Origin of the sequence: Gordonia sp. SID5947 (assembly GCF_009862785.1) — a bacterium.
In the GTDB taxonomy this organism is placed as follows: domain Bacteria; phylum Actinomycetota; class Actinomycetes; order Mycobacteriales; family Mycobacteriaceae; genus Gordonia.
In genome coordinates this window covers 2945630-2960755 of sequence record NZ_WWHU01000001.1, presented here as the reverse complement: position 1 = coordinate 2960755, position 15126 = coordinate 2945630, and the positions used below count along the sequence as shown (strand labels likewise).

The window sequence follows — 15126 nt, the reverse complement described above, 5'->3', positions numbered from 1 at the left end:
CACGGAATCAATAGTTCCGCGGGCTCCGTCTGTGCTGTTTGGCTGAGACTGTGCTGTTTGGCTGAGACCCAGCTGTCTCGCTGAGACCGTGCTGTCTGCGCCAGACAATCGCTGGCCGGGGCTAGATGGCGCCGCGGTCCGCGTCTCCGGCCGGCACCGCCGAGAATGTCTTCACGTCCAGAGGTCCGGCCAGCAGGTTGCCGATGGCTGCGCCGAGTTCGGTGAGGGCGGGCGCTCCGCCGTGGGTGGCGAGTGCGTCCATGGACTCCCACTTCTCGATCATCACCAGGTCCGTCGAGTCGCCGGTGGCCTCGTTGAGCGAGTACTTCAGGCACCCGGGCTCGGCGTGGACCTTCGGGATCGCGGCGAGAACGGCATCCTTGACGGCGGCCTCCTCGCCGGGCTTGGGAGAGATGGTGGCGACGACGATCACTGGCGACATGGGAGATTGCTCCTTGGGTAGATCTCGATGATGAGGATTACCGTCCGACGTTAGGCCATCGGCGGGTGCTGATGGGGTTTTCCCTCAAAACTGTTGTCCGACGCGGTTGTTCAGTCCTTCCGTGTTTGTTCGAGGTACGCGACGATGGCGTTGGTGAGACCGCGACGGGCCTCGTCGAGGTCGGAATATGTTCCGAGCTGTGCCTCGGAGACCATGCCCGTAGCGCTCCCGGGATGAACGCGGCGACCTCGCGCACGCGCACGGGATCGACATCGAGGTCCGCGAACGCCTTCTGGCAGGACCGCGCCCAGCTCTCCTTCCATGAGGCGAGTTCGGCTGCGGTGTTCGGGTAGAGGCGTTCGAGTTCGGCGTGGTCGCGGGGCAGCGCCGCCCGGAGGTTCTCGATCGCGCGGGAGTCGATCGACGTGGTGAGACCGACGAACAGCATCTCGACGATGTCTGCCACGCGTTGGGGCAGGGGTGCGGTGTTGTTCTCGCGGTAGGGGAGCTCACCGCGTCGTTCCGCGGTCCGCCGCAGCACCGCCGCCCAGAGGCCGTCGACATCGCCGAACTGATACTTGACGGTGCCCCAGGTGGCCCCGATGTCCTTCGCGATGCGGTTCGCGGACACGGAGCCGGGGCCACCCGACGCCAGCGATCTCAGCGCGGCGTCGAGTATCGCCTGCCGCGTGGCGAGGCCGCGGCGGTTGGTGCGCCGGCCGCTGACGCCCGCTCCGGTGGTCATGCCTGCCGATCCTAGCCCGGGTCGGCGAGGTTTCGTAGAGGCCCCTGTCATTCTTTCGTAGAACCCACTATCATCTCGAAAGACCCAGAACACGGCCGTGCGGAGAGGACGAACGACATGGCGAAACCGCCCTTGTCCATGGAGCCGACGGGTTGGTTCCAGGTCGCGTGGTCGGCGGAGATCACCGAACGAGAAGTACGCACGATGAAGTACTTCGGCAAGGAGATGGTTGCCTGGCGGTCGGCGTCGGGCGTGGTGTCGGTGTTCGACGCCTATTGCGAACACCTCGGCGCCCACCTCGGCTTCGGCGGTCACGTCGAGGGCGAGAACCTCGTGTGCCCCTTTCATGGATGGGAATGGAACGGCGAGGGCCGCAACGTGTGCATCCCTTATGAGAGTCGTCCCAACAAGGGCAGGCGTATTCGCAGCTACCCGGTCGTCGAGCGGAACGAGGCGGTCTGGATCTGGCACGACGTGGACGGCCGCGCGCCGTACTTCGAGGTGCCGGACATCTTCGCGGACTTCGGCGATGGGCGGACCGCGGCCGACTACTACCCACCGGTGCCGGACGCGACGTTGCTGCGCGAGGGTCTCGAGATGCATCCGCAGTATGTGATGGAGAACGGGGTCGACTTCGCACACTTCAAGTTCGTGCACAAGACGCCGTTCATGCCGGAGTTCACTCGTCACGACTTCTCCGGGCCGGTGTCCTACGTCGATTTCACCATTGCCTTCGACGAGGGCGCCACGCTCGAGAATGCCACCAGCGGAGTCGAATCCATCAACTCAGGACTGGGATGTTCGGTCACCAAGAGCTGGGGCATGGTCGACAACCGGACGATGCCGGCGGTGACGCCGGTCGACGAGTACACGTCGGATATCCGGTTCACGGTGTGGATCGGACGCAAGCCCGGTGACGACGACGCCGCAATGACCACATACGGCAAGACGATGGCCGACTTCGTCATCGAGCAGTTCGCCGCCGACATCCACATCTGGTCACATCAGCGGTACTCGGACCCGCCTGCGTTGTCGCGCAAGGAGTATCAAGGCTTCACGGCGTTACGCCAGTGGGCCGAACAATTCTATCCCGGCGGCGGACCGGGCGGCCCGGATCCCGAACGGCCACAGAGTGGCGCTGTTCTCGCGGCTTCATCACGACAGGAAGGCACGACCAGATGAGTACTCTCGACAAGATCCGGGTGTTCCAGGTGGCCACCGGAAACCTCGGCACCGAGATGATCGGCAGGATCAGCAACCATCCGGACCTCGAGCTGGTCGGATTGCACTGCTACACAGCGGACAAGATCGGTCGTGACGCCGGCGAGATCGTCGGGATCGGGCCGGTGGGCGTGACGGCGACGGGTACGGTCGCCGAGATCGTCGCGGCCCGGCCGGACGTGCTCACCTTCCACGGCGTCTTTCCCGACGAGGATCTCTACGTGCAGGTGCTCGAGGCCGGCATCGACATCGTGACCACGGCGGACTGGATCACCGGCTTCCATCGTGACACCAATCATCCCCATCCGAGTGGCCGCAAGACCACCGAGATCATCGAAGAGGCCTGTCAGAAAGGCGGTTCCACGTTCTACGGGACCGGCATGAATCCGGGAGCCTGCCAGGTCTTGGGGATCGTCGGCTCGATGGATGTCGCCGACATCGAGAACGTCACGGTCACCGAGTCGGTCGATGTCTCATGTCACCATTCGGTCGACACCTGGAAGGCGGTCGGATACGGCCGTCCGGTGGACGACCCGACGATCCCCGGTTCGCTACGCAAATACACCGAGGTCTTCGCTGATTCGGTGTATCTGATGGCCGATTGCTTCGACCTCGAACTCGACGAGGTGACGTTCACCTACGAACTCGGAGCGTGCACCAAGGACATCGATCTCGGGTGGTACAGCCTCCCGCAGGGCTCGCTCGGCGGGAGCTACATCAAGTATCAGGGCATGGTCGACGGTGTGGCGCGGGTCGAGTCGCACCTGGAATGGCAGATGACGCCCTACACGGACCCGTCGTGGGACATCAAGGGCTGCTACCTCACCCAGATCACCGGCGACCCCTCGATCTACAGCAAGCACATGATCTTCCCGAAGGCCGGTGTGGACCTGTCCGATCCGTCGTCGTTCGCGTCGATCGGTATGACGGTGACCGGATTGCCTGCGCTGAACTCGATCAGATCCGTGGTGGCGGCGCGGCCCGGCATCCTCACCAGTGCCGACATGCCGTTACGGGGTTTCGCGGGGCGTTTCAAGCTCTGAAGCGTGCCGTCGACGTCCCGGGCGTAGGGTCGAATCCATGGCCAGAACTGTTGCGACCGCAGACTCCGTCGACCGTTCCGCTCTCCTCGACTTCGTCCGTCCGCGGCACCGGATGGTGCTGAGCACCGTCCGCAGCGACGGCACACCCCAGCTCTCACCGGTGTCCGGCGGCGTCGATGAGGAGGGACGGATCGTCATCTCCACCTATCCCGGCCGGGCCAAGGCGGCCAATGTCCGTCACACCCCGGTGGTGAGTGTCTGCGTGTTGTCAGACGAATGGAACGGTGCATGGGTTCAGGTGGACGGCGACGCCGAGGTGCTCGACATGCCCGACGCGGAAGACGCTCTCGTCGACTACTTCCGCAGCATCTCCGGCGAGCACCCGGACTGGGACGAGTACCGCGCCGCGATGCGCCTGCAGAACAAGTCGTTGATCCGCATCACGCCGACCCGCTGGGGGCCGGTGGCCACCGGCGGGTTCCCCGCCGATGTCGCGACCAGACTCGACGAACAGGACGGGTGACCCGGCTGGGCTCACGCGTGCGTCTTGGCGAACTCCGCGACCAGTGATGCGTTGAAGGCAGGCAGGTCATCAGGTTTGCGGCTGGTGATCAGCGTGTTCGGACCGGACTTGTCCACCACCACTTCCTCGTCGACCCACGTGCCGCCGGCGTTGCTGACGTCGGTACGCACGCTCGGGAACGATGTGAGGGTTCGGCCGCGGATCACGTCCGCCTCGACCAGCGTCCACGGCGCGTGACAGATCGCCGCGACGGGTTTGCCGGCGTCGAAGAAGCTCTTGACGAATGCCACCGCGCTCTCGTCGGCGCGCAGGAAATCGGGGTTGGCCACCCCTCCGGGCAGCACGAGCGCGTCGTACGCGTCGGCGCCGGTGGCGTCGGTTGTCGCGTCGACCGGGAAGGTGTCGGCCTTGTCGAGGTGGTTGAACGCCTGGATCGTTCCGCTCTCGGTGGAGACCAGCTTCGCTGTGCCACCGGTCGCCTCGACGGTCTTCCACGGCTCGGTGAGTTCGACCTGTTCGGTGCCTTCGGGCGCGACCAGGAATGCGACGGTGATGCCGGTGAGTTCTTCGGGCATGAGCAATGTCCTCTCGGCGTGGGGGAATCCCGACCGCCTGCCACGCTGCTGGACAGACTCTTCTGGTCCCGACCGTACCCCGGTCTGTCGAACTGTCCACCCGTTCCCGGGCGCGTAGCCTGATCGTCATGTCCGTAACGTCCGATGTCGCCGTCATCGGAGCCGGGATCATCGGTCTGTCGACGGCCTACCACCTTGCTCGACAAGGCCTTTCGGTCACCGTGTACGAGTCCGGACCGCCCGGCAGGGGCCAGTCGGCCGGACAGTCGAGGATCTTCCGACACGCCCACGACGACCCACGCCTGATCGACTTGGCGATCCGGGCGCGTGAGCAGTGGCGAGGGTGGTCGGAGGAATTCGGCGCCCAGCTGGTATCCGACGACGGGTCGCTCGCGCTCGGTGATGCGGCGCCCCGCCGGGCGGCATTGCTCCGGCAGGCCGGTATCCCGGCCGAGGATCTCGACAGCGCAACCGTGCGCGAGATCCTTCCGGCGCTGGCCGACTACGACGGCCACGCGATGTTCGATCCCGGCGGCGGCTCCATCCACACCCGCGCCGCCATCGAGGCGTTGTCGTCGCGGTTCGCCGCCCGCGTCGTCAACGAGCAGGTGATCTCCCTTCACCATCGCGGTGATCGTGTCACCGTCCATGCTCCGACGACACTCGGTGAGCACGGCGCCGTCGCCGTCTGCGCCGGCCGCGGAACCGCGGCGCTCGCTCGTGGCGTCGGGTTGGCGTTGCCGGTGCGGCTGGGTGCACATGTGCGAGTGTCCTTCGCGACGCGCGAGCGTGTCGACCGTCTCCCGACGCTGCAGGACGGTAGCGGGGTGTTCGGGGCCACCGGTGTGTACGCGGCCGCGTATCCGGACCGTTCCGGCTTTGGCCTCGGGCTGTCGGACAGCGTCGATGCGCATGACGACGGGGCCATCGACGACGGACCTCGACTCACACAGTTGGCTTCCGCCGCAGCGGAATACGTGGAACGCGCGTTGCCGGGGCTGGACCCGACGCCTCGAGATGTGGTGCATTGCTGGGTCACCACCCTGCCCTGGGGTGACGACGGTGTGGGGATCTGGCAGGCGGACGGCGTGTTCGCGGTGGCCGGTCACAACCTGTTCAAGCATGCGCCGGTGATCGGAGAGGCCGTCGCGACCGCGGTCCGGGACGGACGGGTGCCTGCCGGGTTCGCCGCCGGCGAGCGCCTCGGCGCCGCGCAGTGACGTGCCTCAGTTCGGCCGCCAGCGCAGGATCTCCAGCGCGGCGGCCACGTCCACGAGGTTCTCGGCGATCGGGCGGGGGAGGAGTTCGTCGGCGCGGGCCAGACGGCGGATGACGGTGTTGCGGTGAGCATAGAGTTGTTCGGCGGTGCGAGAGGTGTTGCACTGCTGGGAGATCCAGGTGCGCACGGTCTCGATCACGTCGTTGTCGGCGGTGGCGAGTTCGCCGAGGGTGTCGGTGAGGAACTCCTCGGTGGCAGTCGGGTCGGTGGTCAGCAGGGCGACCAGCCGGACATCCTCGTGGCGGGCCACCTGCTGAGGTGACGCCAGCTGGGCGACGAGGCGCTGGGTGGCCAATGCCTGGAAGTGACTGCGGCGGAATCCGTCGAAGTCGTTGCCGGGTCGCCCGAAGGCCACTCGTACCCGTGGGTGCTCGCGAATCGTGCGGATCGTCGGCAGAACGGTCGTCGGCAGCCAGATCCACAGTGCGGCGGCGCTGGCCACGACGGTGAGTCTCTCCCGCTGTTCGGTCGCCCTGGTCACGGTGTCCGCGACGGCCTCGAGATCGCTGGCCGCGTCGCTGCCCGCTTCGCTCCAGATCACCGCTGCGGTGTGTGGGCCGCTCAGCCGGTAGCCCAGTTGCGCCTGTGCGCGGGCCGGCGGGATCGGTGCGCCCTCGAGGAGTAGTGCGACCGTCTCTCGGCGCTGGGCGTGCGTGCCCCGGGTCAGGTCGGCACGCTCGGCCTCCATCCGCGACGACATCGCCGAGACGGTGTCGTCGATGAACGTCGAGATCGACAACGACGACAGCTCGAGCAGTTCGCGCAGCTCGGCCGGGTCGTCGGTGAGGCCGAAACAGATGTCCATCCAGCGGCGCCACGCCACTGACTGTGCCGTCCGGTAGGAGTCCAGAGAGGATTCACCGAGCCCGCGTCGTACCAGGTCGCGTGCGGTGTCGAGGGTGTCTGCAGTCAGGTTCACCGGCACCCGACGGCCGGGTTCGTGAATGTTGGCGGCCGCCCAGTGCAGCATGTTGGCGAGGTTGGTGCGGCGTGCGCCCTCGGCGAGCACCGGGTCGTCGGCGACGGTACTCATGCGGACGCCGCCGAGGGCCGCCGAGTGCATCTCGTCGATCCACTCGTCCGGCGGGTTCAGCGCGATCTCGGCGCCCCGCCTCAGCAGCTCTCGGATACGCGCCGACGGTCTCGGCCACTCAGACATTCACACAGTCTGCACCATGGGGCATGGGTCCCAGTTGCACTTTGCCCCTGGCGTCGAGGTCTGAGGCTGCGCATGCTGGTAGTGACACCATGACCGCGAGCGACCAGGGGAGCACCGGGTGACAACTTCGAACACCACCGAGAACGTCGACGTCCTCATCGTCGGTGCCGGGATATCGGGTATCGGCGCAGCCCGATATCTGATCACCGAGCAACCCGCGAAGTCGTTCACGATCGTCGAGGCGCGTGCCGCCGCGGGTGGCACGTGGGACCTGTTCCGTTATCCGGGTATCCGCTCGGACTCGGACCTGCACACCTTCGGCTACGAGTTCAAGCCGTGGACGGACAAGGAGGCCATCGCCGATGCGCCGCGCATCCTCGACTACCTCCACGAGACGATCGACGAGAACGGGCTCACCGACCACATCCGGTATCAGCACCGGGTGGTGTCGGCGGCGTGGTCGTCCGACGACGCGCGCTGGCTGGTGGAGATCGACCGGGCGGATACCGGCGAACGGACGCGGATCAGCGCCAACTGGATCTTCTGCGGCTCCGGCTACTACGACTACGACGAAGGCTTCACCCCGGAATTCGAAGGGCGCGAACGGTTCCAGGGTCAGATCGTGCACCCGCAGCACTGGCCGGAGAACCTCGACTACGCGGGCAAACGGGTCGTGGTGATCGGCAGTGGTGCCACCGCCGTGACGTTGCTGCCCGCCATGGCCGACGATGCCGCGCACATCACCATGCTGCAGCGGACGCCGACCTACATCATCCCGCTGCCTCGTGAGGATGCGATCGCCAACGCCCTCAAGAAGGCCCTCGGCGACAAGCGCGGCTACGCGCTGACCCGCCAGAAGAACGTGGCCCAGCAACGACTGCTCTTCGAGTTGTGCCAACGGTTCCCGAAGGTCGCGCGGCGGATGATCCGCAAGATCAACGCATCTCAGCTACCCGAGGGCTACCCCGTCGACGAGCATTTCAATCCGCCGTACAACCCCTGGGATCAGCGTCTGTGCGTCGTGCCCGACTCCGACCTGTTCCGCACGATCCGCAAGGGCAAGGCGTCGATCGTGACGGATCGGATCGACACCTTCACCGAGACGGGGATACTTCTCGAGAGCGGCGAGGAACTCGAGGCCGACATCGTCGTCACGGCCACCGGCCTCAACCTCAAGATCATCGGTGGCATCGACCTGACCGTCGACGGGCGCCCGGTCTCGATGCCCGACACCGTTGTCTATCGCGGGATGATGCTCTCGGGGGTGCCCAATTTCGCTCTGGCGATCGGCTACACCAACGCGTCGTGGACGCTGAAGATCGGCCTTCTGTGTGAATACTTCTGTCAGCTCCTGGGCTACATGGACAGCCACGAATACGACAGCGTGTGGGCGGTCGCCGACCCGGCGATGCCGACGCGCCCGCTCCTCGATTTCGGCGCCGGTTATGTGCAGCGTGCGCTGTCGTCCCTGCCCAAACAGGGTCCGGAGGCGCCGTGGGTGATGTCGATGAGCTACTACGCCGATCGTCGGCTGCTGCGTGGGGATGTCGCGGACGAACACCTCCATTTCTCGGGTGCACGTGATCGTGCAAGTGCATCGGTCGGTGCCTGACTCCCCGCCTGCTTCTGCGCCTCACACATCAATGACTGTGGCATCGATCAATGACTGTGGCGCCGATCAATGACTGTGGGCCAAGACCTGGATCGCGAGGACGACGAAACCGATCAGGACGAGGGTGAACAGGGCTGCCAGCTTCTGCCACCAGTTGATCTCGGCCTTGCGGACCGCCAGCCAGCCGATGAGGGCCAGCGTGCCGATGTAGATGTAGCCGGAGATGAGCAGTGCGGTGTCGAGTTCCAGGATGTCGAGCCATGCCAAGGTGATCAGGACCAACGGGAAGACCAGGGTGCCCAGTGCGCCGGTGGAAATGCCGACGATGGTGCGCAGGTCGCGGCCGGTCGGGAAATGTCGGTGCACGGCGAGATAGGCGATGCCGTCGGCCGCGAATCCGGCGAGGACCACCGCGAAGACGCCCAGGGCGAGGATCTCGAACGCATAAGCGGCGTCGTGATGGCCTGATCCGCGGTACATGACGAGCACGAGCGCCAATCCGGTGAAGGTCGCGTAGACCCGCTCCTTGAGATAGCTCACCGCCATGTGCCGAGGAATGGCAACGGGGTCGGCCGGGCTGATCGGATCAGGGACACCTGGTTCGGTCATGACCACATTGTGGGCCAGTCCTGTCCGTCATGAGCGACAACCGCACAGTCTCCCCCTCCGTCGGCGATGCGATGACCTGCAGAGGGTGACTCGCCCACCACGATCAGCCGATGCCCACACCTGCGGTCTGGAAGAATTCAGTCGTGCGTACCCGTAACGAGAACGGCCGGACCCACGTGGTGATCATCGGCGCCGGATTCGGGGGCCTGCATGCGGCCCGACGGCTGCGGCGCGCCGATGTCGCGGTGACGGTCGTCGACCGCGGCACCAGCCACCTGTTCCAGCCGTTGCTCTACCAATGTGCGACCGGGCTCCTGTCCCAGGGCGCGATCTCGAGCCCGATCCGGCATCTGCTGCGGCGTCAGCGGAATGCGAAGGTGGTGCTGGGAGAGGCCAAGAACGTCGACGCGGAAGCACGGACAGTAGCCGTCGAACGTCCCGACGGATCGACCATGACGATCCCCTACGACCACCTCGTCGTCGCGGCGGGCATGCGGACCGCGTATCACGGCAACGACGACTTCGCGGAGTTCGCGCCGGGCATGAAGACGCTCGACGACGCACTTGCCATCCGCCGCAAGATCATCGGCGCATTCGAGTTGGCCGAGTCACTACCGGAAGCGGCCCAGCGACGTCCGTGGCTCACCTTTGCGGTGGCCGGGGGCGGCCCCACCGGAGTCGAGCTCGCCGGCCAGATCCGCGAACTCGCGACGCTTGCGCTGCAGAACGAGTTCCGCAGTATCGACCCCGGGGAGGCGCGAGTTCTGTTGCTGCACGGTGGCGACCGGGTGTTGCCGTCGTTCAGTCCTGCGCTGTCCCGGCGGGCACAGAAGACGCTCGACGAACTCGGTGTCGAAACGCACCTCGGCGTGCACGTGACCGGCGTGACCGCCGACCAGGTGGAGACCACCGGCAAAGCCGAGCCGCATGAGGTGGTCCACTACGAATCGAAGACCGCGCTGTGGACCACCGGCGTGGAAGCCGTACCGTTCGCCGCGGCTCTCGCACACGCGCTCGGCGTCGAGCAGGACCGTGGTGGGCGCGTCCCGGTCGAGGCGGACCTGTCGGTACAGGGTCATCCGAATGTGTGGGTGGTCGGCGACATGAGTTCTCGTGACGAACTGCCCGGGGTGGCCGAGGTGGCCATGCAGGGTGGTCGGCATGTTGGGGCGGTGATCGCACATCTCGCAGGCGGTGGGACCGATCGTGCACCGTTCCGCTATCACGATCTGGGTAGTGCGGCCTACATCGCGCGACGGCACGCCGTGGTGCAGGCGGGCAAGTTGCAGCTCTCCGGATACACCGGCTGGTTGGCGTGGGGAGTCATCCATATCGCCTTCCTCGCCGGCATGCGTAACCGCATGGGCACCGTGATGAATTGGAGTGCCACGTTGCTGACCGACTCCAGGCGAGAACGCGCCATCACCTACGGGGACCCGGAAACCGCCCGCCAGCCGTATGGCTGAACGGGTTTCGTGTGAGGCTCGCGGTCTGAATTCCGTTACCTGAGAGGTAGTGGAACCCGAGCCCTTCTGGTCGCACCATGGAGTTACGAGGCGACCAGGAGGGCGACATGACAGCGCAGACGACAACCGTTCGTATTCCCAGGAGCGCGCCGACCGCGTCGAGCCCACGCTGGCTCTCGATCGTCATGCGTTGCGACCGTTGGGGTTCCTATTGGTTTGTGGCGGTCGGGTTCTTCTTCGCCCCGCTGCTGCTGTTGCTCGCGCCGTGGTCGATCGCGGTCGCGATCGCGTGGACACTCATCTCGCTGTCCGGGCTGTGGCTCGGCATACTCGGCATCTTCATGGCATTCGGCCTCGCCAAAGTACTTCGGGCGGGAGAGGAGATCCCGGAGGAGTACTGGTGGTCGCTGTTGGGCAAGCTCCCTCCGTCTTCGCGTTGACGGCCGAACCGGCCTTCATCGCGGGTGGGTGGTGATGTCCTGGCCGGTGGTGGGGTTGTGCCAGGTGATGGTGCGGTCGGTGTGCATGGTGGGTGTCCAGAGTGCTTGGTGTTTGCGGTGGTGGTCGGGTGTGCACAGGGGTATGAGGTTGAGGGCCACGGTCCAGCCGCCGGCCGGTGGGTCGGCGTGGTCGAACTTCACGAGATGGTCGAGTTCGCATTCGTGGGAGGGTTTGGCGCACAGTGGGTATCGGCACCAGAGGTCGGTGCGGAGGATGTGGTCTCGGAGTCGGCGTGATGGCCGGTAGGTCAGCGCGCCCGGTTGCGGATGGGTGTGTCCGCCGTGGCCGGTGGGGTCGACCGGTGGCGCCGGGTCGCGGCCGGTGATGATGAGGCCGGACGAACGCCGGCACGCACCGTCGGACGGGGCGTGCAGTGTCGGTGCGTGCGTTGCGGAATGGTCGATGAGGGTGGCGGCCAACGTCGGGTCGATGGCACCGTAGCCACGTAGTCGCGGCACGGTGGGGTCGGTGAGGTCGAGGATCAGGCTCGGCGCCCTGTCTTCGCCCGCCCCGCCGTCCGAGACGTCGTCGTCCCGGACATCCTCATCCGGGTCATCCTCATCCGGGTCATGCTCGTCTGCCCTATCGCTCGAGGCTTCCTCGCGCACATCGTCGCTGGTGTCGTCGTCGCGGGTTGTGTGGTGGTCGCTGTTCGGGTCTTGCTGGGCCGGTGCGTCTGACGGGCCCACCGGGTCGGTGGGTGGCTGGGTGGGGCAGTTGCCGTGGCCGCAGCCGCAGGTGAGCGTTTTGCCGGGGACGCCGATGATCTCGGCGAGGGCCATGACGCGGTGTTGTCCGATGCGGCGGGGGTCGCGGCGGCAGATGCGAGCGGCGATCAGCGCGGTGATCCGCTGGGTCAGGTGAACGCCGTCTTCGGCGGGTATGCAGGCGTCGAGGTTCATGTGTCCGGCTGCGTCGGCGGTGACGGTGAGGTTCTGCCAGGCGTCGGCGAACTCGTGGCGGGCCTCGGTGGCGGCGTCGGGGTCGAGGCTGATGACGATGTCGGCGAGTTGGTCGGTGAACACTCGGTCGGTGGTGGGTCGCGACGACAATTCCAGGGCCAGGTCCTCGAAATCGAGGACCGGCACATCATCGGCATCAGCTTGCGACACCGCGCCGCGCGCACCCGAATCCGGCAGCTCACCAGAATCGCCGGGTTCCGGGTCGACAGCATCCGGTTGGGCAAGGTCGGGGTTGGCAAGTTCGGGGCCGGCAGGTTCAGGACCGTCGGAGCCGCTGGGCTCGGTTGGTGTCGGTTCGCCGGTGATGGTGTCGGGTGCGGTCTGGGCGGCGTAGACCATTGTCGACATGCGGTGGGTGCTGAGGTCGCCGGCCAGATAGGCCCGCCGGATCTTGGGGAGGCGTTGCAGGGCGTCGCCGAGGTTGAACCAGGTACCGGCCTTGGTGCGCGAGATCCCCAACTGCAGCGAGATCTCACCGATGGCCGCTTTGTCGGCGCCGTTGCGCACCCGCATCTGTCCGGTGGCACTGAGCGACATCACCATGTCGTCATAGACGGCCTGACCCAGGCGGTGGGCCGCCAGCAACGACCGGGCCTCATGCCGGCGGCTCGATCGCAGGTGCTCACGCGCGGCCTCGCCGAGCTCACTCGGCGACGTCGACGCGATCGCCGCCTCGGCAGCATCGGGATCAGAACAGGTGAACACGACAGCAGGGAACACGACAGTGGGCCTTCACAGATCGAAACCATCAGGACACCAACAACATCTGCCCGTCATCGGAAACGACAACCCACATCACCATCAACTGACCCCAACCATATCCCGGAGCACCGACAAGAATGAGCGGTTGGTGGCCGGGGGGTTGGTGGCAGGGGGTCGATACGCTCCCTCGCTACGTTCGGGGCTATTCAACCGGCAGGGGGACACTCACGCTGTCAGCAAGCGCCACAACCCGATCAGGCCCACGACGACGATGACCGCGCGCAGCGCGGTGGGCGACAGTCGGCGCCCGTAGCGGGCACCGAGTACCCCGCCGAACAGCGACCCGATCGCGATCAGTGCGGCGACGGTCCAGTCGATCCGATCAAAGGCCACGAGCGTGTAGGTGACCGCGGCAACCACGTTGACCACCAGCGCGAGAAGGTTTTTCGCGGCGTTCATCCGCTGCAGATCGTCGGGGACGATCACGCCGAGCGCGCCCATGAGCAGGATTCCCTGGGCCGCAGTGAAGTATCCGCCGTAGACGCCGACCGCGAACGTGGCGGTCACCATGGTCGCGATCCGGGGACCGGTGAGGTCGACGGTCGGATGACCTGGGCCGGTTGTCCGATGCCCGACCCACTTCTGGATGCGCGGTTGCGCCACCACCAGGACCAGCGCCGCCACCAGCAGCGCCGGCACGATCGCCTCGAAGACCTTCTCGGGCAGATGCAGCAGCAACCAGCAGCCCACGATCGCTCCGAAGAACGACGCGGGCATCTGCCACCGCAGTCGCGGCCACTGGCCGGCCAGCTCGCGTCGATAGCCCCACGTACCGGAGACCCCGCCTGCGACGAGTCCGACGGCGTTCGACATGGTTGCGCTGACCGGCGGCACTCCGAACGCCACCAGCGTCGGGAAGGTGATCAGTGTCCCGCTGCCGACGACGGCGTTGATCGCGCCCGCGCCGACCCCGGCGGCCAGTACGGCGAGCAGCTCCCATGTGGTCACCCCAACGAGAGTGCACCGCGCGGATCAGGCCGGAGACAGCGGGGTGCCGCAGTCCCCGGAACAGTTCGTCGCGACCGTCAGATCAATTTCGGGAACGTGGCGAGAAAGACGATCCCGACGATCATCAGTACGACAGAGGCCGCCAGCATGGCCCATCGGAGCCGCGGTGCATCGAAGCGACTGGAGAATGCCGCGAAGAACAGGACAAGCGCGAACAGCACCGTCAGGATCGTGTAATTGTCGCCACGCTGGTTGTTGCGCAGCGCCGTCTGGAACAAGCGATCGGCGCGCGCGTCTGCGGCGGCCGCCTCCCGTTGTCCGGGCGGCGAGTACGAAGCGAGCTCGAAGGGGCTCTTCGGCGCGTTCGGATTCATCAGCGGCTTGGACGCCAGCCACTCGTCGAAAGCCGGTCGGAAACGATCGGTGAAGCGATCCTCGGTGAATCTTGCGAGCAGGTCGTTCTTCTCCGCGACGGCCTGCACGTACAGCGAGAACGTGGCGAGATCGATCTGCTTCGCCGCGTTGGCGGCACCGGCGTCCCGCGCCGCCTCGATGCGTGCAGATGACGCCTGGGAGAACGAAATCGACATGGCGCCGCCCCACTTGCTCGCCTCGAATCCGCTCCACGCCGTGAGGATCGCGGTCACCGACAGCACGACGACGCCAACCGTCTCGAACCAGCGCACTCCACGTTCCGCGTCGGACTGCGAGTGCGTGGGTTCAGCCTGGTCGTCTCGAGCGTCGCTCACAGACAGAGAATATTTGGGCGTCGGCAGGTGCGCTCGCAACACGCCGGTCGGGCCACGAAGGGACCGACTCCTCCTAGACTCGGCCCATGAGCACAACCGACGAGATCGTCGAACAGATCCTGCGCACCTACGACACCATCACCGTGGTGGGGGCGAGTGCCAACCCCTCGAAGGCCGCCAACGAGGTTCCCGCGTACATGGCAGAGCACGGCTGGCGGATCATCCCAGTGAACCCGCATGCCGATGAGATCGTGGGCCAGAAGGTCCACCGCACACTCGCCGACATTCCCGAACAGGTCGGACTGGTCGACGTGTTCCGTCCGTCCGAGGACGCCGCGGAGGTCGCGCGGCAGGCGGTGGCGGCGGGCGCGAGCGCGTTGTGGCTGCAGTTGGGCATCGAATCGGCGGAGGCCTGCGCGATCGCCGAGGACGCAGGCCTGCTCTATGTCGAGGACCGGTGCCTGATCATCGAGCAACGGCGCACCGGGCTGGTGGCGCCGAAGTCCTGAGCGGACGGGTCCTGGCCCCCG

The 15126-nt window shown here is 66.3% G+C and carries 15 protein-coding genes and 1 pseudogene; 8 read left to right on the top strand and 8 right to left on the bottom strand.

The features are described from left to right. Positions 1-121: 121 nt before the first annotated feature. Positions 122-442, bottom strand: a complete 321-nt coding sequence (locus tag GTV32_RS13655) for a putative quinol monooxygenase (protein WP_161060777.1) — start codon at positions 440-442, stop codon at positions 122-124. A gap of 110 nt (positions 443-552) precedes the next feature. Next, positions 553-1187, bottom strand: a pseudogene (locus tag GTV32_RS13650) (TetR/AcrR family transcriptional regulator). Between the two features lie 117 nt (positions 1188-1304). Here GTV32_RS13650 and GTV32_RS13645 point away from each other — a divergent pair. The 3 genes from GTV32_RS13645 to GTV32_RS13635 are packed head-to-tail and all read left to right on the top strand — an operon-like array spanning position 1305 to position 3974. Continuing rightward, complete coding sequence (locus tag GTV32_RS13645) at positions 1305-2369, top strand: Rieske 2Fe-2S domain-containing protein (protein WP_161060776.1); 1065 nt, start codon at positions 1305-1307, stop codon at positions 2367-2369. Further along, positions 2366-3451, top strand: a complete 1086-nt coding sequence (locus tag GTV32_RS13640; protein WP_161060775.1) for a dihydrodipicolinate reductase — start codon at positions 2366-2368, stop codon at positions 3449-3451. Before GTV32_RS13645 ends, GTV32_RS13640 begins: the two co-directional genes overlap by 4 nt. 37 nt (positions 3452-3488) lie before the next feature. Beyond that, entirely contained in the window at positions 3489-3974 is a 486-nt protein-coding gene (locus GTV32_RS13635; RefSeq protein WP_161060774.1) for a PPOX class F420-dependent oxidoreductase, read from the top strand. 11 nt (positions 3975-3985) lie between these two features. Here GTV32_RS13635 and GTV32_RS13630 read toward each other — a convergent pair whose 3' ends face one another. After that, positions 3986-4549 carry a type 1 glutamine amidotransferase domain-containing protein gene (locus GTV32_RS13630; protein WP_161060773.1) on the bottom strand — a complete coding sequence of 188 codons (564 nt, stop codon included), beginning with the start codon at positions 4547-4549 and terminating at the stop codon, positions 3986-3988. Positions 4550-4677: 128 nt separating this feature from the next. Between GTV32_RS13630 and GTV32_RS13625 the strand changes: the two genes are divergently transcribed. After that, positions 4678-5769 carry an FAD-dependent oxidoreductase gene (locus GTV32_RS13625; RefSeq protein WP_161060772.1) on the top strand — a complete coding sequence of 364 codons (1092 nt, stop codon included), beginning with the start codon at positions 4678-4680 and terminating at the stop codon, positions 5767-5769. A gap of 6 nt (positions 5770-5775) precedes the next feature. On the opposite strand, the gene GTV32_RS13620 is transcribed toward GTV32_RS13625, so the two are convergent. Beyond that, entirely contained in the window at positions 5776-6987 is a 1212-nt protein-coding gene (locus GTV32_RS13620; RefSeq protein WP_161060771.1) for a helix-turn-helix domain-containing protein, read from the bottom strand. A 118-nt stretch (positions 6988-7105) separates the two neighbouring features. Between GTV32_RS13620 and GTV32_RS13615 the strand changes: the two genes are divergently transcribed. Beyond that, positions 7106-8599: an NAD(P)/FAD-dependent oxidoreductase gene (locus GTV32_RS13615; protein WP_161060770.1), complete on the top strand. Its 1494-nt coding sequence runs from the start codon at positions 7106-7108 to the stop codon at positions 8597-8599. 66 nt (positions 8600-8665) lie between these two features. On the opposite strand, the gene GTV32_RS13610 is transcribed toward GTV32_RS13615, so the two are convergent. Continuing rightward, positions 8666-9208, bottom strand: coding sequence for a hypothetical protein (locus GTV32_RS13610; RefSeq protein WP_161060769.1), 543 nt, complete (start codon positions 9206-9208; stop codon positions 8666-8668). 143 nt (positions 9209-9351) lie between these two features. Here GTV32_RS13610 and GTV32_RS13605 point away from each other — a divergent pair, with 143 nt between their 5' ends. Together GTV32_RS13605 and GTV32_RS13600 are read left to right on the top strand one after the other, a co-directional pair. After that, positions 9352-10674 carry an NAD(P)/FAD-dependent oxidoreductase gene (locus GTV32_RS13605; protein ID WP_343287322.1) on the top strand — a complete coding sequence of 441 codons (1323 nt, stop codon included), beginning with the start codon at positions 9352-9354 and terminating at the stop codon, positions 10672-10674. Between the two features lie 107 nt (positions 10675-10781). After that, complete coding sequence (locus GTV32_RS13600) at positions 10782-11114, top strand: hypothetical protein (protein ID WP_161060767.1); 333 nt, start codon at positions 10782-10784, stop codon at positions 11112-11114. Between the two features lie 15 nt (positions 11115-11129). Here the strand turns inward: GTV32_RS13600 and GTV32_RS13595 are convergent, their stop codons facing one another. The 3 genes from GTV32_RS13595 to GTV32_RS13585 form a co-directional block, all read right to left on the bottom strand. Next, on the bottom strand, positions 11130-12842 hold the full coding sequence (locus GTV32_RS13595; protein WP_161060766.1) for an HNH endonuclease signature motif containing protein: 1713 nt from the start codon (positions 12840-12842) through the stop codon (positions 11130-11132). A 222-nt stretch (positions 12843-13064) separates the two neighbouring features. Further along, the gene (locus GTV32_RS13590) at positions 13065-13847 is read right to left on the bottom strand and encodes a sulfite exporter TauE/SafE family protein (protein WP_161060765.1); all 783 of its coding nucleotides are present in this window, start codon (positions 13845-13847) and stop codon (positions 13065-13067) included. Positions 13848-13924: 77 nt separating this feature from the next. Then, the gene (locus tag GTV32_RS13585; protein WP_202421791.1) at positions 13925-14596 is read right to left on the bottom strand and encodes a hypothetical protein; all 672 of its coding nucleotides are present in this window, start codon (positions 14594-14596) and stop codon (positions 13925-13927) included. Positions 14597-14682: 86 nt separating this feature from the next. Here GTV32_RS13585 and GTV32_RS13580 point away from each other — a divergent pair, with 86 nt between their 5' ends. Beyond that, a complete protein-coding gene (locus GTV32_RS13580) occupies positions 14683-15105 on the top strand; it encodes a CoA-binding protein (protein ID WP_161060764.1) in 423 nt (140 codons plus the stop codon). Positions 15106-15126: the final 21 nt, after the last annotated feature.

Excerpts from the sequence above, each read along its gene's own strand:
- GTV32_RS13655 (WP_161060777.1), bottom strand. The coding sequence starts at position 442 with ATGTCGCCAGTGATCGTCGTCGCCACCATCTCTCCCAAGCCCGGCGAG.
- GTV32_RS13645 (WP_161060776.1), top strand. The coding sequence starts at position 1,305 with ATGGCGAAACCGCCCTTGTCCATGGAGCCGACGGGTTGGTTCCAGGTC.
- GTV32_RS13640 (WP_161060775.1), top strand. The coding sequence starts at position 2,366 with ATGAGTACTCTCGACAAGATCCGGGTGTTCCAGGTGGCCACCGGAAAC.
- GTV32_RS13635 (WP_161060774.1), top strand. The coding sequence starts at position 3,489 with ATGGCCAGAACTGTTGCGACCGCAGACTCCGTCGACCGTTCCGCTCTC.
- GTV32_RS13630 (WP_161060773.1), bottom strand. The coding sequence starts at position 4,549 with ATGCCCGAAGAACTCACCGGCATCACCGTCGCATTCCTGGTCGCGCCC.
- GTV32_RS13625 (WP_161060772.1), top strand. The coding sequence starts at position 4,678 with ATGTCCGTAACGTCCGATGTCGCCGTCATCGGAGCCGGGATCATCGGT.
- GTV32_RS13620 (WP_161060771.1), bottom strand. The coding sequence starts at position 6,987 with ATGTCTGAGTGGCCGAGACCGTCGGCGCGTATCCGAGAGCTGCTGAGG.
- GTV32_RS13610 (WP_161060769.1), bottom strand. The coding sequence starts at position 9,208 with ATGACCGAACCAGGTGTCCCTGATCCGATCAGCCCGGCCGACCCCGTT.
- GTV32_RS13600 (WP_161060767.1), top strand. The coding sequence starts at position 10,782 with ATGACAGCGCAGACGACAACCGTTCGTATTCCCAGGAGCGCGCCGACC.
- GTV32_RS13580 (WP_161060764.1), top strand. The coding sequence starts at position 14,683 with ATGAGCACAACCGACGAGATCGTCGAACAGATCCTGCGCACCTACGAC.